Raw genomic sequence first — 22879 nt, forward strand, 5'->3', positions numbered from 1 at the left:
CCCGGTTCGCGCGCGAAGAGTGACAAGGGTGTCGGCAAGCGAGGACAACCGGACCGCGGGTGCCCGTCAGGCACGTGACCTGGCTAGGGTCGCGTTTGCGCCCGCCGTGGTGGCGCTGGTCGTCATCGCCGCGGTCACGCTGCTGGAATTGTTGATCGCCAACAGCGACATGACCGGTGCGCTCGGCGCCGTCGCCAGCATGTGGCTCGGTGTGCACCAGGTGCCGATCTCGATCGCCGGCCGCGAGCTTGGCGTCATGCCGTTGCTGCCGGCGCTGTTGATGGTGTGGGGGACGGCTCGCACCACGGCCCGGGCGACCACGCGATACTCGTCGTTCCTGGTGGTGCGGTGGGTGATCGCCTCAGCACTGGGCGGGCCGCTGTTGATGACGGCCATCGCGCTGGCGGTCATCCACGACGCGTCCTCGGTGCTCACCGAACTGCAGACGCCCAGCGCGCTGCGCGCGTTCACCAGCGTGCTGGTGGTGCATGCCATCGGGGCCGCGATCGGGGTGTGGTCCCGAGTGGGACGACGAGCGCTGGCCGCCTCCCCGTTGCCGGGATGGCTGGGCGATTCGCTACGCGCCGCGGTCGCCGGGGTGCTGGCGTTGCTGGGCCTGTCCGGAGTGGTGACGACGGGCTCGCTGGTGGTCCATTGGTCGACCATGCAGGACCTGTTCGCAATCACCGACTCCATCTGGGGCCAGTTCAATCTGACGGTGCTGTCACTGTTGTACGCCCCCAACGTCATTGTCGGCGCGTCGGCGATCGCGGTCGGGTCCAGCGCGCACATCGGCTACGCGACCTTCAGCTCCTTCACGGTGTTCGGCGGCGACGTGCCGGCCCTGCCGATCCTGGCCGCCGTGCCCACCCCCCGCCTCGGGCCGGTGTGGGTTGCGCTGCTGATCATCGGCGCGGCCTCGGGGGTGGCACTGGGGCAGCAATGCGCGCGCCGGGCGCTGCCGTTGGTCGCCGCGATCGCCAAATTGCTGGTCGCCGCGCTGGTGGGGGCATCGGCGATCACGGTGCTCGGGTACGGCGGGGGTGGCCGGTTGGGCAATTTCGGCGACGTCGGCGTGGAGTTGAGCAGCCTGTTCCTCGGCGCGCTCTTCTGGTTCGTGGTCGTTGGTGCGATGACGGTGGTGATGGCCGGCGGGATCAGGCGGCGCCCGCGACGGCCCAGACCCGCACCGGTGGCCGAACCGGTGCTGGGATCGTTCGACGACGATCTGGAGCCGGGGGAGTCGGCCGATCTGGCCGAGGAGGACGAAACGCCCAGCGACGAGGACGCCGAGGAGCCACAGGAACAGCCGCGCGAGAGTTGAGTATTGTCGCCGTGTGCCAGAACCGCTCCGTGTGCCCCCGAGTGCACCGGCGCGGCTGGTAGTCCTGGCATCCGGGACCGGATCGCTGCTCAACTCTCTGCTGGATGCGGCCCAGGGTGACTACCCGGCGCGCGTCGTGGCGGTTGGGGTGGATCGCGACTGCCGGGCCACCGGGGTCGCCGCGGACGCCGGGGTACCGTCGTTCACCGTGCGCGTCGGCGACTATCCGAGCCGCGATGCCTGGGACGCGGCGATCACCGAAGGCACCGCTGCCCACCGCCCAGACCTGGTGGTGTCCGCTGGATTCATGAAAATCCTTGGACCGCAATTTCTTTCGAGGTTCAACGGGCGCACCCTGAACACCCACCCCGCGTTGCTGCCGGCCTTTCCGGGCGCACACGGTGTGGCCGAAGCGCTGGCATACGGTGTCAAGATCACCGGTTGTACCGTGCACCTGGTGGACGCCGGCGTGGACACCGGACCGATTTTGGCGCAGCAACCCGTCGAGGTGTTCGACGGTGACGATCCGGAGACCCTGCACGAACGGATCAAGGTCGTGGAGCGGCGACTGCTGGTGGATGTGGTGGCCGCAATAGCGACACGCGGCGTGACGGTGACGGCGAGGAAGGCGACCCTAGGGATGAGCACAACATGAGCATCGGCAAGAAACCGGTCCGTCGCGCACTGATCAGCGTGTACGACAAGACCGGCCTGATCGACCTCGCCCAAGGTCTCGCGGCCGCCGGTGTCGAAATCGTGTCAACCGGATCAACGGCGAAAACCATTGCCGATAAAGCGATTCCGGTGACGCGGGTCGAGGAACTGACCGGTTTCCCGGAAGTGCTGGACGGCCGGGTCAAGACGCTGCACCCTCGGGTGCACGCCGGGCTGCTGGCCGATCTGCGCAAGCCCCAGCACGAGGCGGCACTGGCCGAACTGGGCATCCAGGCTTTCGAGCTCGTCGTCGTCAACCTCTATCCCTTCACCCAGACCGTCGAATCCGGGGCGTCCGAAGACGAGTGCGTCGAACAGATCGACATCGGCGGTCCGTCGATGGTGCGCGCCGCCGCCAAGAATCACCCCAGCGTCGCCGTCGTCACCGATCCACGCGGCTACGACGGTGTGCTGGCCGCGGTCCGCGCCGGGGGATTCACCCTCGGTGAGCGTAAGAAGTTGGCGTCGCTGGCATTTCAGCACACCGCCGAATACGACATCGCCGTCGCGACCTGGATGCAGTCGACGTTGGCGCCTGAGGAGCCCGCGCAGGAATTCCCGCATTTCTTTGCCCGCAACTGGCAGCGCGAGGCGACGCTGCGTTACGGCGAGAATCCGCACCAGCAGGCCGCGCTGTACTCCGACCCGGCGGCGTGGCCGGGTCTGGCGCAGGCCGAGCAGTTGCACGGAAAAGAGATGTCCTACAACAACTTCACCGATGCCGACGCGGCCTGGCGGGCCGCCTTCGACCACGAACAAACGTGTGTGGCGATCATCAAACACGCCAACCCCTGCGGCATCGCCATCTCCGATGTGTCGGTCGCCGATGCGCACCGCAAGGCCCACGAATGCGACCCGCTGAGCGCCTTCGGCGGCGTGATCGCGGCCAACACCGAGGTCAGCGTCGAGATGGCGGAATACGTCAGCACCATCTTCACCGAGGTGATCGTGGCGCCCGCCTATGCACAGGGTGCCCTGGAGGTGTTGACGCGCAAGAAGAACATCCGGGTGCTGGTGGCCTCCGAACCGCTGGCCGGTGGCCACGAACTGCGGCCGATCAGCGGCGGATTGCTGATCCAGCAGCGCGACCAGCTCGACGCCCCCGGCGACGACCCGAACAACTGGACCCTGGCCACCGGGGATCCCGCCGATCCGGACACACTGACCGACCTGGTTTTCGCCTGGCGGGCCTGCCGGGCGGTGAAGTCCAACGCGATCGTCATCGTCGCCGGCGGTGCTACCATCGGCGTCGGCATGGGTCAGGTCAACCGGGTGGACGCCGCCCGGCTCGCGGTGGAACGCGGCGGCGATCGGGTCAGGGGCGCGGTGGCGGCCTCCGATGCGTTCTTCCCGTTCCCGGACGGCCTCGAGACCCTGACCGCCGCCGGCGTCCAGGCGATCGTGCATCCGGGCGGCTCGGTGCGCGACGACGAGGTCACCGCCGCGGCAGCCAACGCCGGGATCACGCTGTACCTCACCGGGGCGCGCCACTTCGCGCACTGAACCCTTGTAGTCCGTCTCCGGCCTTCAGTGCATTCCGGCCAGCGCGCCTGTGCCGAATCCATCGCACCGCCGTAGCGTGGAGAGGTGACTTCACCGAACAATCTGCCCCGCACCGTCGGCGAGCTGCGCGCTTCCGGTCATCGCGAGCGAGAGGTCAAGCAGGAAATCCGCGAGAACCTGTTGACCGCACTGGCCGACGGCGACGACGTATGGCCCGGGATTCTGGGTTTCGACGACACCGTGATTCCGCAGTTGGAGCGGGCCCTGATCGCCGGCCACGACTTCGTCCTGTTGGGCGAACGCGGCCAGGGCAAGACCCGCCTGCTGCGCGCGCTGACCGGTCTGCTCGATGAGTGGACGCCGGTGATCGCCGGGGCCGAACTCGGCGAGCACCCTTACACCCCGATCACCCCGGAGTCGATCAAGCGGGCTGCCCAGTCCGGTGAGGATCTGCCGATCGCCTGGAAACACCGCAGCGAGCGTTACACCGAGAAACTGGCCACCCCCGACACCAGCGTCGCCGACCTGGTCGGTGACATCGACCCGATCAAGGTCGCCGAGGGGCGCAGCCTGGGCGACCCCGAGACCATCGCCTACGGCCTCATCCCGCGCGCGCACCGCGGCATCGTGGCGGTCAATGAGCTGCCCGACCTCGCCGAGCGCATCCAGGTGTCGATGCTCAATGTGATGGAGGAGCGCGACATCCAGGTCCGCGGTTACACGCTGCGGCTGCCGCTCGACGTCCTGGTGGTCGCCAGCGCCAACCCCGAGGACTACACCAACCGCGGCCGCATCATCACCCCGCTCAAGGACCGGTTCGGTGCGGAGATCCGCACCCATTATCCGCTGGAACTGTCCGCCGAGATCGGCGTGATCGCCCAGGAGGCGCACCTGAGCGCGCAGGTTCCCGACTACCTGCTGCAGGTGATCGCCCGGTTCGCGCGGTATCTGCGCGAGTCCAGCTCGGTCGATCAGCGCTCCGGCGTCTCCGCCCGATTCGCCATCGCAGCGGCCGAGACGGTCGCCGCCGCGGCCCGGCACCGCGGGGCGATCCTGGGCGAGTCCGATCCGGTGGCGCGGGTGGTCGATCTGGGCACCGTGATCGACGTGCTGCGCGGCAAGCTGGAATTCGAGTCCGGCGAGGAGGGCCGCGAACAGGCCGTGCTGGAGCACTTGCTGCGCCGCGCCACCGCCGACACTGCGTCGCGGGTGCTGGGCGGTATCGACGTCGCCACCCTGGTGACCGCCGTCGAACGCGGTTCCGCGGTGACGACGGGTGAGCGGGTGTCGGCCAAGGATGTGCTGGCCGCCGTGCCGGGCCTGCCGGTGGTGGACAAGATCGCAGCGAAACTGGGCGCGGAATCCGAAGGGGAGCGCGCGGCGGCATTGGAATTGGCTCTGGAGGCGTTGTACCTGGCCAAGCGGGTCGACAAGGTGTCCGGGGAAGGGCAGACCGTCTATGGCTAGCAGCGGGCACTCCGCGCGGTATTCGGCGTACACCGGCGGGCCCGACCCGCTGGCTCCGCCGGTGGATCTGCGTGAGGCGCTCGAAGCGATCGGGCAGGACGTCATGGCGGGCACCTCGCCGCGACGGGCGCTGTCTGAGCTGCTGCGTCGCGGCACCGAGAACATGCGGGGTGCCGACCGGCTGGCCGCCGAAGCGAATCGTCGCCGCCGGGATCTGCTGCGGCGCAATAACTTAGACGGCACGCTGCAGGACATCAAGAAACTCTTGGATGAGGCCGTGCTCGCCGAGCGCAAGGAGCTGGCCCGCGCCCTGGACGACGACGCCCGGTTCAGCGAACTGCAACTGGAGGCGTTGCCGCCGTCGCCCGCCAAAGCGGTCCAGGAACTTTCCCAATACGACTGGCGCAGCGGCGAGGCGCGGCAGAAGTACGAGCAGATCAAGGACCTGCTGGGCCGCGAGATGCTGGACCAGCGGTTCGCCGGCATGAAGGAGGCGCTGGCCGGCGCCACCGACGAGGACCGCCAGCGCGTCAACGAGATGCTCGACGATCTGAACAACCTGCTGGACAAGCACTCTCGGGGTGAGGACACCCAGCAGGACTTCCAAGACTTCATGGACTCCCACGGCGAGTTCTTTCCGGAGAACCCGAAGGACGTCGACGAGTTGCTGGACTCGCTGGCAAAACGGGCCGCCGCTGCGCAGCGATTCCGCAACAGTTTGAGTCAAGAGCAGCGCGACGAGCTGGATGCGTTGGCGCAGCAGGCGTTCGGCTCACCGTCGTTAATGCAGGCACTGAGCCGCCTGGACTCCCACCTGCAGGCCGCGCGTCCGGGCGAAGACTGGACCGGATCCCAGCAGTTCTCCGGCGACAACCCGTTCGGCATGGGTGAGGGGGCCCAGGCGCTGGCTGACATCGGTGAGCTCGAACAACTGGCCGAGCAGCTGTCGCAGGCCTATCCCGGCGCCACGATGGACGACGTCGACCTCGACGCGCTGGCCCGGCAACTGGGTGAGGAAGCTGCCCTCGACGCCCGGACGTTATCCGAACTCGAACGCGCGCTGCTCAACCAGGGCTTTCTGGATCGCGGTACCGACGGACAGTGGCGGCTGTCCCCGAAAGCGATGCGCCGATTGGGTGAGACCGCGTTACGCGATGTGGCGCAACAGCTTTCCGGTCGGCACGGCGAGCGCGACCACCGGCGTGCGGGGGCGGCCGGGGAGTTGACCGGCGGGACCCGGCCCTGGCAGTTCGGGGACACCGAGCCGTGGAACATCCCCCGCACCCTCACCAATGCTGTACTGCGCCAAGCGGGTACCCACACGCTGGACGGTGCCCGCCCGTCGCTGAAGATCACCGTCGACGACGTCGAGATCTCCGAGACCGAGACCCGCACCCAGGCCGCGGTGGCGCTGCTGGTGGACACCTCGTTCTCGATGGTGATGGAGAATCGTTGGCTGCCGATGAAGCAGACGGCTATCGCGCTGAATCATCTGGTGTCCACCCGGTTCCGCTCGGATGCCCTGCAGATCATCGCATTCGGCCGTTATGCCCGCACCGTCACCGCTGCGGAGCTGACCGGCCTGGAGGGTGTGTACGAACAGGGCACCAACCTGCATCATGCGCTGGCCCTGGCCGGACGTCATCTGCGCCGCCACCCGAACGCGCAACCCGTGCTGCTGGTGGTGACCGACGGCGAACCCACCGCACACCTGGAGGACCTCGGCGGCGAGGGCACGTCGGTCTTCTTCGATTACCCGCCGCACCCGCGGACCATCGCGCACACGGTGCGCGGATTCGACGACATGGCCCGGCTGGGTGCGCAGGTCACCATCTTCCGGCTGGGCAGCGATCCGGGCCTGGCCCGCTTCATCGATCAGGTTGCCCGACGGGTGGAGGGTCGCGTCGTGGTGCCCGACCTGGACGGGCTGGGGGCCGCCGTGGTGGGCGACTACCTGCGGTCGCGGCGACGCCGCTGACTAGCGCGGGCCCAGCGCGGGTGGCCGGATGAGGTCGTCGGGCAGACCGGCCAGCACCGCCGCCATGTTGTAGGCACTCATCCGCAGCTGCCCGTTGCTGCCCAGCCGGCCGTAATCCGAGTGACCGTAGGCCCGCTCGTGCAGTTGCCCGTCGCCGTACGCGTTCGGCGGCGCTACCCCCGTGGCCGTCGACAAGGGCACCATGCCGGGCACGTCCTGCAGCCCGGCGCCGAATGCGCCGAAGCCGGGAATGGTCTCTGCCACCACGTCTTCGCGACCGATCATGTAGTAGGCATGACCGGGTTGCACACCGAGTTGCGAGGCGTTGCTGAGCTCACCCCCGGGCGAACCGTAGAGCACCACGTCGCTCACCGGCGCACCCTGCTGCAACGCCAGGCTGGTGACCAGCGAGCCGTAGGAGTGCCCGAACGCCGTGATGTGTTGGTCTGCAACGTTGCTCGCCGCGGCCAAGCCCTGGTAGAAGCTGTTCAACCGGCGCGCACCGTCGCGGGCATGCCAGTCGTGCGTCACATCCCGCAGACTGTCCGGTGCGTCATAACCCAACCAGGCGATCGATGCGACAGCACCGGGGTTGCGCCGGTGTGCCGAGGCCCGCAAGTCGCGCGCCTTATCCCGTTGCAGGGCAGCCTGATTAGTTAAATCTGCGGCAGTGGCGCTGACTCTGGAGTTCAGGCCGGGCACCATGACCCCCACGCATTCGGCGTTGTCGACATCGCCGACTCCAACCGCCGCCAACACCTTCCCCGGAATCCCCGTGGTGTCCAGCAGAATCAGACCGGACTCGGGAACGGCCTCCAGGGTGTGCCGCAGCGCTTGCAGGTCGGCCAGCTTCTCGGGATCGGTGCGCCAGTATCCGGCCCCGTCGTACCATCCCTGCCCCAGCCGGGTGATTTCGTGTTGCAGCTCAGTCCTGTTGAGCCGGCTGCGGACAGCGACCGGAATACCGTCGAGGTTGCGGATGGCGGACGGAAGGCATTCCCTGACCTGATCCTGCTGGCCGGGCAGCAGTGCATGCCACCACCGGCTCACCTGATCGGCGGTGCTGTGGTCCGGGGGTACCGCAGGGACCGCAGGCAGCTGGTGGCTAAGTTGCGCGTCGATCTGAGTCGGTGAGAGGTCGCCGTCGGTGCCGCGGATCGCCGCGGCCAGATCCTCGTCGGCGAGCTCGGCGGCCGCCAGCAGGGTGCGCACGTCTTCGGCCAGCCGCAGCGCTGCGTCGAATATGCGTTGCAGTTCTGCGGCGGACCGCGAATACACGTTGGACGGTGGCAGGACCGCGCCGGTCTGGTCGTCGATGGCCAGCTGGTTTTCCGCTGCGAAGTCGCGCATCGCCCGCAGCCGAGACTTGATGCCGGTCACTTCGTCGGCGGATTGTTCAGCCGCCCGTGCGACAGCTTCACAAGCGCCGGCGTGGTCGTCCAGGACGACGTTGGTGTGCTGGGTAGCCGCCTGCGCGGCTTCGGCGGCGACACCGCCGAAGTTGAGCAGCCGCATCATCTCCGCGACCGCGGCCGATGCGGTGCGGGTGCCGTGTGCGCGGCGGATCGCGGCATCGAACACCGTCCGGATCGCCTCGGGATCCCAGCGGTCGACGTCGGCCAGAGTGACCGTCATGACGCCGACGGGCCGGCCAGGCGCGCAGCGCTGTGCTGCTCGGACTCGGCGAAGCCGGCGGCGGTGACATGCAAGCCGACGGAATGTTCGCCGAGTCGGCCGATGTGCACATCGCTGGCCGCCGCCCAATGGTCCAGCAACGCCGATAAGGCGGTAGCCGAGGAACCTACCCACCCCGACTGGGCACCGTCGGCGTCGCGGTGGCACACCTGTTGCAGGTTCCACAACACCTGACCGTGGTCGGCCAGCGCGGTGCCGACCCGGATGAGCTCGTCGGGAATCGCCCGTAGTTGTTCTGCCATATCTGCCCGTCTGCCGAGGTGACTTTGGGCGAAAGATTGGCAGCACACAAAACAGCGGACCACTCACCAGGAGTGGCCCGTGTGGATACGAAATGGCGTTGTGGATTACTTACGCGGTTTGCGCGCCTTGCGCCGGATTCCCACGCCGCCCCAGAAGGAGAACCCGCGGATCCGCACGTTCGGCGCTCCCGGGCTGCCCCCGGCGACCACCGATTGATCGAAGTTGCCCATGATCCCCCGGCCGTCGATCTCGACGTTGACCTCCGGTGGCAACAGGATGGTCTGGGCGCCCATGATCGAGTACGCCCTGATCTCGACCTCGGTGGAGGTGAAGTCGGCGTAACGCAGATCGACCACACCGTTGCCCCAGAATGTGACGGTGGTCAGCTTCTTCGGCACGTTCCACCGGCCGCGGCGCTCGAAGCCGCTCATGATGGCCAGCAGCAACGTCGACGGCGCCGGATTGCATTTGCCGCCGCGGCGCGAGCTCACTGCCGTACCGGGCAGGTCGGCGCGCAGTTCGTCGAGCTCCTGATAGGTCGTCGCCGCGTAGGCCTTGGTTAGCCGATCTTCGTAGTCGTTCAGTTGCAGGCGTCCCTGTTCGGCCGCGTAGGCCAGCAACTGCGCGACTTGGATGCGGTCGGTGTCGGCCGCGCGCGCCATATCGTCGCGCGAGGTTTGAACGTCATGCTGGGCTGGGTTGGTCATCTCACCCGCGAGCTTACGACTTCACGATTTTGCTGCAAGAGGTGTTGGCTAAACTGCAACGTTGGTCCGCTGCGAAACGCCGTCTCAGGACGAAGAAGCCCAGCTCGGCGCGCGTTTCTGCAGAAATGCGAGCATGCCTTCGCGGGCTTCCTCGGAGACGAACAATCGGGCCGATTCCTCGGTGAGGCGCTGTGCGTCGCGGTCGAACCCCTCGAGCACGGCGGCGGTGGTCAGCGCCTTGGACGCCGCCAGACCCTGCGGAGACCCGCGGCTGACGTCGGCGACCAGCCCGGCCACCGCGGCGTCCACGTCGTCGGCGGCCAGGCTGATCAACCCGATCTCGGCGGCTTCGCTGGCGCCGAACGTTTCACCGGTGAGGTAATAGCGGGCTGCCGCCCGGGCGGAAAGTTTCGGCAGCAACGTCAGCGAGATGATCGCCGGGGCGACCCCGATCCGGGCTTCGGTCAAGGCAAAGGTGCTGCGGGGTCCCGCGACCACCATGTCGCACGCGCCGATCAGACCGAACCCCCCTGCGCGCACGTGCCCGTTGATGGCACCGATCACCGGCAACGGCGAGGCGACGATCGCGCGCAGCAGGTTGGTCATCTCCTGTGCCCGCGCCACGGCGAGGTCGAAGGGGTCGCCGCTGGCGCCCTGGCTGAGGTCGGCGCCCGCGCAGAACGTGCCACCGGCATGGCCGAGTACCACCACCCGCACCGCCGGGTCTTGGGCGGCGGCCCGCAGGCCGTCGTGGAGTTGGCTGACCAGGGCGGTCGACAGGGCGTTGCGGTTGTGCGGCGAGTTCAGCGTCAGCCTGGCGGCCGCACCGTCGCGGGCGTACTCGACGAGGGTGTCCATCAGTACGAACGGGGCAGACCGAGCGAGGTCTGGGCGACGAAGTTGAGCACCATTTCCCGGCTGATCGGCGCGATCCGCGCCAGCCGGGATGCGGTCAGCATGGCGGCCACGCCGTACTCCTTGGTCAGCCCATTGCCACCCATGGACTGCACGGCCTGGTCGACCGCGCGCGTCGAGGCCTCGCCGGCTGCGTACTTGGCCATGTTGGCCGCCTGGGCGGCGCCACCGTCGTCGCCGGCGTCATAGAGCGTCGCCGCCTTCTGCATCATCAGCTTGGCCAGTTCCACCTCGATGTGACACTGCGCCAACGGGTGCGCCAGCCCCTGGTGCGCGCCGATCGGAGTGCCCCAGACCTGGCGGGTCTTGACGTATTCGACTGCCTTGTCCAGCGCGAAACGTCCCATGCCGACGGCGCTGGCCGCGCCCATGATGCGTTCCGGGTTCAGCCCGGCGAACAGCTGTGCGATGGCGGCGTCTTCGGCGCCGACCAGCGCGTCGGCGGGCAGTCGCACATCGTCCAGAAACACCTGGAACTGACGCTCGGGACTGATGATCTCCATGTCGATGGGCGTGAAGGTGAAGCCCGGAGCATCGGTGGGCACCACGAACAACGCCGGGCGCAGCTTGCCGGTCTTGGCCTCTTCGGTCCGGCCCACCACCAATACGGCCTGCGCCTGGTCGACACCGGAGATGTAGACCTTCTGCCCCTTGAGGATCCAGTCGCTGCCGTCGCGGCGGGCGGTGGTGGTGATCTTGTGCGAGTTGGAGCCGGCGTCGGGTTCGGTGATGGCGAACGCCATGGTCAAGGAACCGTCGGCGATGGCGGGCACCCAACGCTTCTTCTGTTCTTCGGTGCCGAACTTGCTGATGATGGTGCCGTTGATGGCGGGCGAGACCACCATCAGCAGCAACGCGCTGCCCGCCGCTGCCATCTCCTCCATCACCAGTGACAGCTCGTACATGCCGGCGCCGCCACCGCCGTACTCCTCGGGCAGATTCACCCCGAGAAAGCCGAGCTTGCCTGCCTCAGTCCACAATTCGTTGGTGTGCTCTTGGGCGCGAGCCTTCTTCAGGTAGTAGTCGGCACCGTAACCGGACGCCCATTCGCGCACCGCCTTGCGCAGTGCCTGACGATCTTCGCTTTCGATGAAGCTGGTTTCGGTCATTGAGAATCCCCTTCTGATTCGGGTGCTTCGACGCGTGCTAGCACAGCGCCGACTTCGACTTGCCGGCCTGGTTGGACATTGAGTTCGGCGAGGACGCCGTCGTTCGGTGCGGTGATGGTGTGTTCCATCTTCATCGCCTCCAGCCAGATCAGCGGCTGGCCGGCGGTGACGGTGGCGCCGACTTCGGCCCCGATGCGAATGACGTTGCCCGGCATGGGTGCGATGAGTGAGCCTTGCGCGACGGCTGATTCCGGTTCGGGATAGCGGGGTAGCGCGACGAGGTGCACCGGTCCGCGCGCGGAATCGATGTAGACGTCGTCCCCGAAGCGGGCGACCCGAAAACCGGTGGCCACGCCGTGCTCCGCCAGCACCACTTCGTCGGGCGACGCGGCGACCAGTTGCACGCCCGGATCGTCGGGCAACGCCAATCCGGTTCTGGTGTAACGGTATTGGATCCGCTGCTCGGTCTCGGCGTCATCCCGGTAGGTCTTGACCTGGAACCCCGACGTCAGGTTGCGCCAGCCACTGGGGAGCGCGGGCAAGGCCGTGGCGGTGGCGCGGTTGTGCGCGGCGTCGGCCAGCGCCGCCGCGATCGCCGACAACCGGACGGTCTCGGCATCGGCCAGCGGCGCCGAGAGTTCGGCCAGGCCGTGGGTATCGAAAAACGCTGTGTCAGTGGCACCGTCGAGGAACGCAGGGTGGCGCAGCACGTGCACCAGCAGCTCACGGTTGGTGCGCAGGCCGTGCACCCGGGCGCGGGCCAGCGCGTCGGCGAGCACCAGCGCCGACTGCCGGCGGGTCGGTGCGTAGGAGATCACCTTGGCCAGCATCGGGTCGTAGTAGATCGATACCGCCGAGCCGTCGACGATGCCGGAGTCCAGCCGGATGCCGGTCCGGTGACCCAGGGTCTCGAACTCGGCGCGCACCGAGGGCAGTCGCAGCGCGTGCACCACCCCGGCCTGCGGCTGCCAGCCCTGCGCCGGATCCTCGGCATAGAGCCGGGCCTCGATCGAATGACCTTGAGCTGCAGGAGGTTCGGCGCTGAGCCGGCCACCGTCGGCCACTTCGAGTTGCAGCTCGACCAGGTCCAACCCGGTGGTTTCCTCGGTGACCGGGTGCTCGACCTGCAGGCGGGTGTTCATCTCCAGGAAGAAGAACTCCCCGTTGTCGTCGGCGAGGAACTCCACGGTGCCCGCACCGGTGTAGCCGATCGCGGCGGCGGCCAACCGGGCTGCCTCGAAAAGCTTCTCGCGCATGCCCGGCGTCCGCTCGACCAACGGCGACGGCGCCTCTTCGATGACCTTCTGGTGTCGTCGCTGAATGGAACACTCCCGCTCGCCGATGGCCCAGACCGTGCCGTGCTTGTCGGCCATCACCTGCACCTCGATGTGGTGTCCGGTGGGCAGGTAGCGCTCGCAGAACACCGTCGGATCGCCGAACGCGGATTGGGCCTCGCGCTGCGCGGCCTCGACTTCGCCTGGCAACGCCGACAATTCGCGGACGACCCGCATCCCACGCCCGCCGCCGCCGGCGGACGCCTTGACCAGCACCGGCAGTTGCGCCTCGGTGACGGTGGCCGGGTCCAGTTCTTCCAGGACCGGGACCCCGGCGCCGGACATCAATTTCTTGGATTCGATCTTGGAGCCCATCGCGCGCACGGCGTCCACGGGTGGTCCGATCCAGGTCAGACCCGCGTCCTGCACCGCCGCGGCGAATTCCGCGTTCTCCGAGAGGAAGCCGTATCCGGGGTGGACGGCGTCGGCCCCGGCGGCCTGTGCGGCTGCGATGACGGCATCAGCGTTGAGGTAGTCGGTCGTCTGCGGAAGGCGCACCGTGGCGTCGGCCTCGGCGACGTGCGGTGCGGCGGCATCCGGGTCGGTGTGGACCGCGACGGTGCCCAACCCGAGCCGTCGGCACGTGGCGAACACCCGCCGGGCGATCTCGCCACGGTTGGCCACCAGCACTCTCGTGATTCCCATGCCGCTCACATCCGGAAGACGCCGAAGCTCGACGTCCCCTCGATCGGGCCATTTGCAATGGCGGACAGACACATTCCCAACACGGTGCGGGTGTCGCGCGGGTCGATCACGCCGTCGTCGTAGAGCATCCCGGACAGCACCAGCGGCAGCGACTCGGCCTCGATCTGTCCCTCGACGGCCGCCCGCATCGCGGCGTCGGCCTCCTCGTCGACCTGTTGGCCACGGGCTTCGGAGGCGGCCCGGGCGACGATCGACAACACCCCGGCCAATTGCGCGCCACCCATCACCGCGGACTTGGCGGTGGGCCAGGCGAACAGGAACCGCGGGTCATAGGCGCGGCCGCACATGCCGTAGTGGCCCGCGCCGTACGATGCGCCGATCAGCAGCGAGATGTGCGGGACCTTCGAGTTGGACACGGCGTTGATCATCATCGAGCCGTGCTTGATCATTCCGCCTTCCTCGTAGTCCTTGCCCACCATGTAGCCGGTGGTGTTGTGCAGGAACAACAGTGGCGTGTCGTAGCGGTTGGCCAGCTGGATGAACTGGGTGGCCTTCTGCGATTCCTCGCTGAACAGCACACCGCGGGCGTTGGCCAGGATGCCGATCGGATAACCGTGCAGTTGGGCCCAGCCGGTCACCAGCGACGAGCCGTAGAGCGGTTTGAACTCGTCGAATTCGGAGCCGTCGACGATGCGGGCGATCACCTCGCGCGGGTCGAACGGGATCCGCAGATCCGCGGGCACGATGCCGATCAGCTCCTCGGTGTCGAACAGCGGTTCGGTCACCTGCCTGGGTGTCGGTCCCTGTTTGCGCCAGTTGAGCCGGGCCACGATGCGGCGTCCGATGCGGATCGCGTCGACCTCGTCCTGCGCGAAGTAGTCACCCAAACCCGAGACTCGGGAGTGCATTTCGGCACCGCCGAGGGACTCGTCGTCGGATTCCTCACCGGTGGCCATCTTCACCAGGGGCGGGCCGGCCAGGAAGACCTTCGAGCGCTCTTTGATCATCACCACGTGGTCGGACATCCCCGGCACATAGGCCCCACCTGCGGTGGAGTTGCCGAATACCAGTGCGATCGTGGGTATTCCGGCCGCGGACAGCCGGGTCAAGTCGCGGAACATCCGCCCGCCGGGGATGAAGATCTCTTTCTGCGTCGGCAGGTCCGCACCGCCGGACTCCACCAGCGATATGACGGGAAGCCGGTTCTCGAAGGCGATCTGGTTGGCCCGCAGGATCTTTTTGAGGGTCCACGGATTGCTGGTGCCGCCTTTGACGGTCGGGTCGTTGGCGACGATCATGCATTCGACGCCTTCGATCACCCCGATTCCGGTGACCGTGCTGGCGCCGACTCGGAAAGCGCTGCCCCAGGCCGCCAGTGGGCTCAACTCGAGAAATGGTGAGTCGGCGTCGACGAGTAGCTCGATACGTTCGCGTGCCGTGAGCTTGCCGCGGGCATGGTGGCGTTCAACATATTTGGGGCCGCCGCCGTCGATCGCGTTGGCGAACTCGGCAGCGATCTCGTCGAGCTTGGTGGTGGTCGCGGCCGCCGCTTCGGCAAAGGCCGCACCGGTGGGATCCAGGGTGGACTGCAGTGTGGTCATTGCCAACTCCGACGATGCGGAGCGCCGCGATAGGTAACTGTGATCATTGTTGATACCCCAGGAGTTTGGCGGCCAGTGCGGTCATGATCTCAGTGGTTCCGCCGCCGATACCCAGGATCCGCATGTCCCGGTACTGGCGTTCGATCTCGGATTCAGCCATATAGCCCATGCCGCCGAACAATTGGACGCCCTGGTTGGCCACCCACTCACCCGCTTCGACCGCGGTGTTCTTGGCGAAACACACCTGCGCGATCAGGTTCGTCTCACCCGCCAACTGACGCTCCACCACGTTGCGCGAATACACCCGGGCCACGTCGACCCGGCGGGCCATCTCGGCCAGCGTGTTCTGCACCGCCTGCCGGGAGATCAACGGCCGGCCGAAGGTCTCCCGGTCCCGGCACCACTGGGCGGTGATGTCCAAACACCGCTGCGCACTCGAATATGCCTGGGCGGCAAGCCCGATGCGCTCGGAGACGAAGGCCTGCGCGATCTGACCGAAGCCGCTGTTCTCCGCGCCGACCAGGTTTGCCGCCGGTACCCGGACATCGGTGTAGGACAGCTCCGCGGTGTCGGAGGACCGCCAGCCCATCTTGTCCAGCTTGCGGGTGACCTCGAAACCGGGTGTGCCCTTGTCGACGACGATCAGCGACACCCCCGCCGCGCCGGGTCCTCCGGTGCGCACCGCGGTGACCACGAAGTCGGCCCGCACCCCGGAGGTGATGTAGGTCTTGGCGCCGTTGATCACGAAGTGGTCGCCGTCGCGCACCGCGGACGTGCGCAGGTGCCCGACGTCGGAGCCGCCACCGGGTTCGGTGATGGCCAGCGCGCCGATCTTCTCACCGGCCAGCGTCGGACGCACGTAGGTGTCGATCAACCTCTGGTCACCGGTGGCGATGATGTGCGGCACGGCGATGCCGCAGGTGAACAGCGAAGCGAAAACCCCACCGGGAGCGCCGGATTGGTGGAACTCTTCGCAGATGACCACCGCGTCGGCGCCGTCGCCCCCGCCGCCGCCGACGGCTTCGGGGAAGTTGGCACCCAGCAGCCCGGCTTCCCCGGCGCGCAGGTGCAAGGCGCGGGGCAGGTCACCGGAGCGTTCCCACTCGGCGACGTTGGGCAGGATCTCCCGTTCGACGAATGACCTCGTGGTCTTGCGCAGCTGTTCGCGCTCGGGTGTGGTCCAGATGCTCATAGAAAACTTTCCGGCATGTCGACGTGACGGCTGCGCAACCATTCACCCAGCCCCTTGGCCTGCGGGTCGAAGCGCGCCTGGTAGGCGACGCCCTGACCGAGAATTCCCTCGATGACGAAGTTCACCGCCCGCAGGTTCGCCAGCACGTGGCGGGTGACCTGCAGCGGCGCCGCTTCGGGCAGCAGCTCTTTGAGCAACTCCACGGTCAGCGTGTGGGCCAGCCAGCGCCATTGGTCGTCGGTGCGCACCCACACACCCACGTTCGCCGAGCCGCCCTTGTCGCCGCTGCGGGCGCCGGCGATCAGGCCCAGCGGGACGCGCCGGGTCGGTCCGGCCGGCCACGGCTCGGGCAGAGCTGGCGCATCGGCCGGTTCCAAGGTCAAAGTCTCGATGGCGCAGGGAATGTCGGTCCGGGTGCCGTCGGCGTGGACCGCGACGTGGGGCACCAGGGCGGCGTCGACGTAACCGGGGGTGAACACCCCGTACACCTGGCCGTCGCCGGGCGGGGTGGTGGCGGTGAACCCCGGGTAGCTGGCCAGCGCCAATTCGACTGCCGCAGCGGAGAATTTGCGTCCCACGTTGGCGGGGTCGGGGTCGCGGACCACGCAGCTGAGCAGCGCGCTGGCGGTCTCTTCGGTGTCGGCGTCGGGACGGTCGGTGCGCGACAGTGTCCAGTCCAGCTCGGCCGGCTTGACGGTCAAGGTGGCCTCGAGCTGGTGGCGCACCAACTCCGCCTTGGCCTCGATGTCCAGCCCGGTCAACACGAAGGTCATGGCGTTGCGGAATCCGCCGATGCTGTTCAGCGACACCTTCAGCGTCGGCGGCGGTGGTTCGCCGACAACGCCGCTGATCCGCACCCGGTCCGGGCCGTCGCTGGACAACGAGATGGAGTCCAGCCGGGCCGTCACATCCGGGTTCGCGTAGCGGGCGCCGGTGACCTCGTAGAGCAACTGCGCGGTGATCGTGTCGACGCTCACCAGACCACCGGTGCCGGCGTGCTTGGTGATGACCGACGAACCGTCGGCATACACCTCGGCGAGCGGGAAACCCGGGTAGGTCAGGTCCGCCACCTCGGTGAAGAACGAGAAGTTCCCGCCGGTGGCCTGGGTGCCACACTCGATGACGTGACCGGCCACCACCGCCCCGGCCAGCTGGTCGTAGTCGGTGCGGCGCCAATCGAAGTGCGCGGCCGCCGAACCGACGATCACCGAGGCGTCGGTGACCCGGCCGGTGACCACCACGTCGGCGCCGGCGTTGAGGCAGTCCGCGATGCCCCAGCCGCCCAGGTAGGCATTGGCCGTCAGCGGCGAACCCAGACCCAGCTCGGCCGCCCGGGGTTGCAGGTCGTCACCCTCGACATGGGCGACCCGGACCGGGACGCCCAGCCGCTCGGCCAGGGCGCGCACCGCCGCTGCCAGTCCGGCCGGGTTCAGGCCACCGGCGTTGGCGACGACGCGCACTCCGCGCTCGTGAGCCACGCCCAGGCATTCTTCGAGCTGGGTGAGAAACGTCTTCGCATAGCCGCGGTCGGGGTTCTTCATCCGGTCGCGACCCAGGATCAGCATGGTCAGCTCGGCCAGGTAGTCGCCGGTGAGGAAATCGATCTCACCGCCGATCAGCATCTCGCGCATCGCCGAATGCCGGTCACCGTAGAAACCGGAGCAGTTCGCGATCCGGACAGCGCCCGGAGATGCCATGCGCATCCTCCCCTCACGGATCAGCGTGCATCGAACCAACCAACCGGTAGGTTAGCGGGTACCGGCGGTGTCGCGTCAACCCGGCTCAGCCCCGCGTTGCCCCAATTTTGGTGACGGGAAGGTCGACCGACTATTCTGGTCAGCAACTGTCGCCGTGCGGCCAATCAGCCTGGAACCGCGACACGCCCCACCGAAACCCCGAACGAGGAGTTAGGCCCGACCATGGCCGTACCCAAGCGCAGGATGTCGCGCTCGAATACCCGCAGCCGGCGCTCGCAGTGGAAGGCCACCGAGACCGGTCTGGTCGGCGTGAACGTCGCTGGTCAGAAGCACAAGGTGCCGCGCCGGCTGCTCAAGGCCGCTCGGCTGGGCCTGATCGACCTCGACAAGCGCTAGCCGGTGCGGCGTCGTCTCTGACGCCCGTTTCGGCGCGCCTCTCAGCCCAGTCTCAGGCGTCCATACGAAACTGGACCGCGTGCGAATACTTGTCGTCGACGACGATCGCGCGGTGCGCGAGTCGCTGCGCAGATCGCTTTCCTTCAACGGCTACTCGGTGGAGTTGGCTCACGACGGTGTCGAGGCGCTGGAAAAGATCTCCAGTGACCGGCCCGACGCGGTCGTGCTGGATGTGATGATGCCCCGGCTGGACGGGCTAGAAGTGTGCCGTCAGCTGCGCAGCACCGGTGACGACCTGCCCATTCTGGTGTTGACTGCGCGTGATTCGGTTTCCGAGCGCGTAGCCGGCCTGGATGCCGGAGCCGACGACTACCTGCCCAAGCCGTTCGCCCTGGAAGAGCTGCTGGCCCGGATGCGGGCGTTGCTGCGCCGCACCAAGCCTGAAGACGCGGCGGAGTCGGTGGCGATGACGTTCTCGGACCTGAGCCTGGACCCCGTGACCCGGGAGGTGATCCGCGGGCAGCGTCGCATCAGCCTGACCCGTACCGAGTTCTCCCTGTTGGAGATGCTGATCGCCAACCCGCGCCGGGTGTTGACCCGCAGCCGCATCCTGGAGGAGGTGTGGGGGTTCGACTTCCCCACCTCGGGCAATGCCCTGGAAGTGTACGTCGGATACCTGCGCCGTAAGACCGAAGCCGACGGCGAGCCGCGCCTGATCCACACCGTGCGCGGGGTGGGTTACGTGCTACGCGAAACACCCCCCTGATGCTCGGTCTGCGCCGCAAACGGCGGGCGCCGCTGCGAGCGACCAGTTCCCTGTCACTGCGCTGGCGGGTCATGCTGCTGGCGATGTCCATGGTGGCGATGGTGGTGGTGCTGATCTCGGTGGCCGTCTACGCGGTGATTTCGGCGGCGTTGTACAGCGACCTCGACAACCAGCTGCAAAGCCGTGCGCAGTTGCTCATCGCCAGTGGTTCGCTGGCCGCCGACCCTGGCAAAGCCATCGAGGGCACCGCCTATTCGGACGTCAACGCCATGTTGGTGAACCCGGGACGGTCGATCTACACGGCCAACCAGCCGGGGCAGACACTGCCGGTCGGAAGCCCGGAGAAGGCGGTCATCCGCGGTGACCTGTTCATGTCCCGGCGCACCGCCGCCGGCCAGCGGGTGCTCGCCATCCACCTGCCCAACGGCAGCTCACTGCTGATCTCCAAAAGCCTCGAGCCGACCCAGCACGTGATGAGCAAGCTGCGGTTCGTGCTGCTCCTGGTCGGTGGCGTGGGTGTCGCAGTGGCCGCGGTGGCCGGCGGGATGGTGACCCGGGCCGGGTTGCGGCCGGTGGGTCGGCTCACCGAGGCGGCCGAGCGGGTGGCCCGCACCGACGACCTGCGTCCCATACCGGTCTTCGGCAGCGACGAGCTCGCCAGGCTCACCGAGGCGTTCAACCTGATGCTGCGCGCGCTGGCCGAATCGCGGGAGCGCCAGGCGCGTCTGGTCACCGACGCCGGACACGAACTGCGCACCCCGCTGACGTCGCTGCGCACCAATGTCGAGTTGCTGATGGCGTCGATGGCGCCGGGGGCACCACGGCTCCCGGAACAGGAAATGGTCGGCCTGCGCGCCGACGTGCTGGGGCAGATCGAGGAATTGTCCACGCTGGTCGGCGATCTGGTGGATCTCACCCGCGGTGACGCCGGTCAAGCGGTACACGAACCGGTCGACATGGGCGAAGTCATCGATCGCAGTCTGGAGCGAGTTCGACGTCGCCGCAACGACATTCACTTCGACGTGGAGGTGGTTCCGTGGCAGGTCTACGGTGACCCCGCCGGGTTGTCGCGGGCGGCGCTCAACCTGATGGACAACGCGGCCAAGTGGAGTCCGCCGGGCGGCCGGGTGGCGGTGCGGCTGCGCCGGGTCGATGCGTCCCACGCCGAACTGGTGGTCGCCGACCACGGGCCGGGCATCCCGCCGCAGGAGCGGCGCCTGGTATTCGAGCGGTTCTACCGCTCCGCGTCGGCACGCGCGATGCCCGGTTCGGGTCTGGGGCTCGCGATCGTCAAGCAGGTGGTGCTCAACCACGGCGGATCGTTGCGCGTGGAGGACACCGACCCGGGCGGCGACCCGCCGGGGACGTCGTTCTACGTGCTGCTGCCCGGTCGTCCGCTGCCTGGTCCGGACTATCCGTCATCCGCCGACGAGCCCGAGAGTTCACGGGGTTCGGCGAATGTCATCTCAGTCGATTCTTAGTCCGCGCGCGCAAGGTGGTTGTGCAGTTAGTGTTGAAAACCAAGCCATGCAAGCAACGCATGCTCCAGTAGGCCTTCAGTAAGCCCCTAGAAGTAGAGGAAGAGCGTCTTAGCGACATGACGAATCACCCGAGGTATTCGCCACCGCCGCAGCAGCCGGGATACGGTGCCACATCTAGTCAGCCGGTACCGCCCGCCTATGCCCAGGGGCAGCAGAGTTACACCCAGCCGTTCGACTGGCGCTATCAACCGCCGTCGCATCAGCAGTACCGCTCCTACGACCCGCTCAGCGGCACCGGGGCCGGGCCGATACCGGGCAACACCGGATCGGGTGCGATACCCGGCGGTACAGGTTCGCGTCCGATTCCGACCGTGTCGGGTCCCGGTCCGCTGCCGGGTCAGACCATGCATGGTCCAGTGCCCGGGATGATGCCCCCGATGGCGCCGCCGCGCCGGCGGCGGTCAGGCGGCCTGATCCTCGGTGCGCTGGCGATCGCGGTGGTGTCCGCCGGTATCGGAGGCGCCGCCGCGTCGGTCGTCGAACTGGGCCACCAGGCCGGCGGCGGTAAGAGCACCACGGCGTCGTCCGGCGCGGCCCCCAGCGTTCCGGCGGCCAACATGCCGCCAGGATCGGTCGAGCAGGTGGCTGCCAAGGTGGTGCCCAGCGTCGTCATGCTGGAAACCGATCTGGGCCGGGCCTCCGAAGAGGGATCCGGCGTCATCTTGTCCGCCGACGGGCTGATCCTGACCAACAATCACGTCGTCGCGGCGGCCGCCAAGCCGCCGGCCAACGGCCCGGCGCCGAAGACGACGGTGACGTTCTCCGACGGGCGCACCTCCACCTTCACCGTGGTCGGCGCCGACCCGACCAGCGACATCGCCGTCGTACGCGTCCAGGGCGTCTCCGGATTGTCCCCGATCGCGATGGGATCGTCGTCGGGCTTGCGGGTGGGTCAGCCGGTGCTGGCCGTCGGCTCACCACTGGGCTTGGCGGGCACGGTGACCACCGGGATCGTCAGCGCGCTCAACCGGCCGGTGTCGACGACGGGTGAGGCCGGCAACCAGAACACGGTGCTGGATGCTATTCAGACCGATGCCGCCATCAACCCGGGTAACTCCGGTGGCGCACTGGTCAACATGAACGCGCAACTGGTCGGCATCAACTCGGCGATCGCCACCCTCGGCGCCGACTCCGGCGACGCGCAGAGCGGCTCGATCGGACTGGGCTTCGCAATCCCGGTCGACCAGGCCAAGCGCATCGCCGACGAGCTGATCAGCACCGGCAAGGCGTCGCACGCCTCGCTGGGCGTTCAGGTCACCACCGACAAGGGTGCCCCGGGCGCCAAGGTGATGGAAGTGGTGGCCAACGGCGCGGCGGCCAATGCGGGGGTGCCCAAGGGGGTCATCGTCACCAAGGTGGATGACCGTACGATCAACAGCGCCGACGCGCTGGTGGCCGCGGTGCGTTCCAAAGCACCCGGAGACAAGGTGTCGCTGACTTATCAGGATCCAGCGGGCGGCAGTCGCACTGTGCAGGTCACCCTCGGAAAGGCGGACCAGTGATGAAGGCCGAGGCGCAGCTGTCGGACCTCGGATATACGGTGGCACCCATGGAACAGGGCGCTGAATTGGTGGTCGGACGGGCTCTTGTCGTCGTCGTCGACGACCGCACCGCGCACGGGGATGAAGACCACAGCGGCCCGCTGGTCACCGAATTGCTGACCGAGGCAGGGTTCGTCGTGGACGGCGTGGTGGCGGTCGAGGCGGACGAGGTCGAGATCCGCAACGCGTTGAACACCGCTGTGATCGGCGGGGTCGACTTGGTGGTGTCCGTCGGCGGGACCGGGGTCACGCCCCGTGACGTCACGCCCGAAGCCACCCGCGACATCCTGGACCGGGAGATCCTCGGCATCGCTGAGGCGATCCGCGCTTCGGGCTTGTCCGCCGGGATCACCGACGCGGGTCTGTCCCGCGGGCTGGCCGGCGTGTCCGGCAGCACCCTGGTGGTCAACCTGGCTGGATCCCGCTATGCGGTACGCGACGGGATGGCGACTCTGAACCCGTTGGCGGCCTACATCATCGGCCAGCTGTCGAGTCTGGAGATATAGCTCTC

Annotated in this window: 18 protein-coding genes and 1 pseudogene; 10 read left to right on the forward strand and 9 right to left on the reverse strand. The window is 67.9% G+C overall.

Going from position 1 to position 22879, the window contains the following annotated elements:
- Positions 1 to 19 precede the first annotated feature (19 nt).
- The 5 genes and pseudogenes from AC5Y6Y_RS09575 to AC5Y6Y_RS09595 form a co-directional block, all read left to right on the forward strand.
- Positions 20 to 1201 (forward strand): annotated as a pseudogene (locus AC5Y6Y_RS09575) (cell division protein PerM); the annotation flags it as partial.
- 136 nt (positions 1202 to 1337) lie between these two features.
- Positions 1338 to 1979 (forward strand): phosphoribosylglycinamide formyltransferase, encoded by a 642-nt coding sequence (gene purN, locus AC5Y6Y_RS09580; RefSeq protein ID WP_499929759.1) that lies wholly within the window; start codon positions 1338 to 1340, stop codon positions 1977 to 1979.
- A complete protein-coding gene (gene purH, locus AC5Y6Y_RS09585) occupies positions 1976 to 3541 on the forward strand; it encodes a bifunctional phosphoribosylaminoimidazolecarboxamide formyltransferase/IMP cyclohydrolase (protein WP_463827395.1) in 1566 nt (521 codons plus the stop codon). The genes purN and purH overlap by 4 nt, the downstream gene beginning before the upstream one ends.
- A gap of 84 nt (positions 3542 to 3625) precedes the next feature.
- On the forward strand, positions 3626 to 5008 hold the full coding sequence (locus AC5Y6Y_RS09590) for a sigma 54-interacting transcriptional regulator (RefSeq protein ID WP_499929761.1): 1383 nt from the start codon (positions 3626 to 3628) through the stop codon (positions 5006 to 5008).
- Complete coding sequence (locus AC5Y6Y_RS09595; protein WP_499924725.1) at positions 5001 to 6986, forward strand: vWA domain-containing protein; 1986 nt, start codon at positions 5001 to 5003, stop codon at positions 6984 to 6986. The genes AC5Y6Y_RS09590 and AC5Y6Y_RS09595 overlap by 8 nt, the downstream gene beginning before the upstream one ends.
- Here AC5Y6Y_RS09595 and AC5Y6Y_RS09600 read toward each other — a convergent pair whose 3' ends face one another.
- From AC5Y6Y_RS09600 to AC5Y6Y_RS09640, 9 genes are all read right to left on the reverse strand, one after another.
- Entirely contained in the window at positions 6987 to 8621 is a 1635-nt protein-coding gene (locus AC5Y6Y_RS09600; protein WP_499929763.1) for an alpha/beta hydrolase, read from the reverse strand.
- Positions 8618 to 8923 (reverse strand): WXG100 family type VII secretion target, encoded by a 306-nt coding sequence (locus AC5Y6Y_RS09605; protein ID WP_499929765.1) that lies wholly within the window; start codon positions 8921 to 8923, stop codon positions 8618 to 8620. Before AC5Y6Y_RS09605 ends, AC5Y6Y_RS09600 begins: the two co-directional genes overlap by 4 nt.
- Before the next feature lie 105 nt (positions 8924 to 9028).
- Complete coding sequence (locus AC5Y6Y_RS09610; RefSeq protein ID WP_463827400.1) at positions 9029 to 9631, reverse strand: DUF1707 SHOCT-like domain-containing protein; 603 nt, start codon at positions 9629 to 9631, stop codon at positions 9029 to 9031.
- Between the two features lie 84 nt (positions 9632 to 9715).
- Positions 9716 to 10489 carry an enoyl-CoA hydratase family protein gene (locus AC5Y6Y_RS09615; RefSeq protein WP_463827401.1) on the reverse strand — a complete coding sequence of 258 codons (774 nt, stop codon included), beginning with the start codon at positions 10487 to 10489 and terminating at the stop codon, positions 9716 to 9718.
- A complete protein-coding gene (locus tag AC5Y6Y_RS09620; protein ID WP_463827402.1) occupies positions 10489 to 11655 on the reverse strand; it encodes an acyl-CoA dehydrogenase family protein in 1167 nt (388 codons plus the stop codon). Before AC5Y6Y_RS09620 ends, AC5Y6Y_RS09615 begins: the two co-directional genes overlap by 1 nt.
- A complete protein-coding gene (locus tag AC5Y6Y_RS09625; RefSeq protein ID WP_499929767.1) occupies positions 11652 to 13634 on the reverse strand; it encodes an acetyl/propionyl/methylcrotonyl-CoA carboxylase subunit alpha in 1983 nt (660 codons plus the stop codon). The genes AC5Y6Y_RS09620 and AC5Y6Y_RS09625 overlap by 4 nt, the downstream gene beginning before the upstream one ends.
- A 5-nt stretch (positions 13635 to 13639) precedes the next feature.
- Complete coding sequence (locus tag AC5Y6Y_RS09630; RefSeq protein ID WP_463827404.1) at positions 13640 to 15235, reverse strand: acyl-CoA carboxylase subunit beta; 1596 nt, start codon at positions 15233 to 15235, stop codon at positions 13640 to 13642.
- Positions 15236 to 15278: 43 nt separating this feature from the next.
- A complete protein-coding gene (locus AC5Y6Y_RS09635; RefSeq protein ID WP_499924715.1) occupies positions 15279 to 16427 on the reverse strand; it encodes an acyl-CoA dehydrogenase family protein in 1149 nt (382 codons plus the stop codon).
- Positions 16424 to 18124 (reverse strand): acyclic terpene utilization AtuA family protein, encoded by a 1701-nt coding sequence (locus tag AC5Y6Y_RS09640; protein WP_463827406.1) that lies wholly within the window; start codon positions 18122 to 18124, stop codon positions 16424 to 16426. The genes AC5Y6Y_RS09635 and AC5Y6Y_RS09640 overlap by 4 nt, the downstream gene beginning before the upstream one ends.
- A gap of 222 nt (positions 18125 to 18346) precedes the next feature.
- Between AC5Y6Y_RS09640 and rpmF the strand changes: the two genes are divergently transcribed.
- From rpmF to AC5Y6Y_RS09665, 5 genes are all read left to right on the forward strand, one after another.
- Positions 18347 to 18520 (forward strand): 50S ribosomal protein L32, encoded by a 174-nt coding sequence (gene rpmF / locus AC5Y6Y_RS09645; protein WP_463827407.1) that lies wholly within the window; start codon positions 18347 to 18349, stop codon positions 18518 to 18520.
- 79 nt (positions 18521 to 18599) lie between these two features.
- Positions 18600 to 19286 carry a two-component system response regulator MprA gene (gene mprA, locus AC5Y6Y_RS09650; RefSeq protein ID WP_463827408.1) on the forward strand — a complete coding sequence of 229 codons (687 nt, stop codon included), beginning with the start codon at positions 18600 to 18602 and terminating at the stop codon, positions 19284 to 19286.
- A complete protein-coding gene (locus tag AC5Y6Y_RS09655) occupies positions 19286 to 20767 on the forward strand; it encodes a HAMP domain-containing sensor histidine kinase (protein ID WP_463827409.1) in 1482 nt (493 codons plus the stop codon). The genes mprA and AC5Y6Y_RS09655 overlap by 1 nt, the downstream gene beginning before the upstream one ends.
- A gap of 116 nt (positions 20768 to 20883) precedes the next feature.
- The gene (locus AC5Y6Y_RS09660) at positions 20884 to 22329 is read left to right on the forward strand and encodes a S1C family serine protease (RefSeq protein WP_463827410.1); all 1446 of its coding nucleotides are present in this window, start codon (positions 20884 to 20886) and stop codon (positions 22327 to 22329) included.
- Entirely contained in the window at positions 22329 to 22874 is a 546-nt protein-coding gene (locus AC5Y6Y_RS09665; protein WP_463827411.1) for a MogA/MoaB family molybdenum cofactor biosynthesis protein, read from the forward strand. The genes AC5Y6Y_RS09660 and AC5Y6Y_RS09665 overlap by 1 nt, the downstream gene beginning before the upstream one ends.
- Positions 22875 to 22879: the final 5 nt, after the last annotated feature.

The sequence above is a fragment of the Mycobacterium sp. NGS24 genome (genome assembly GCF_059813065.1).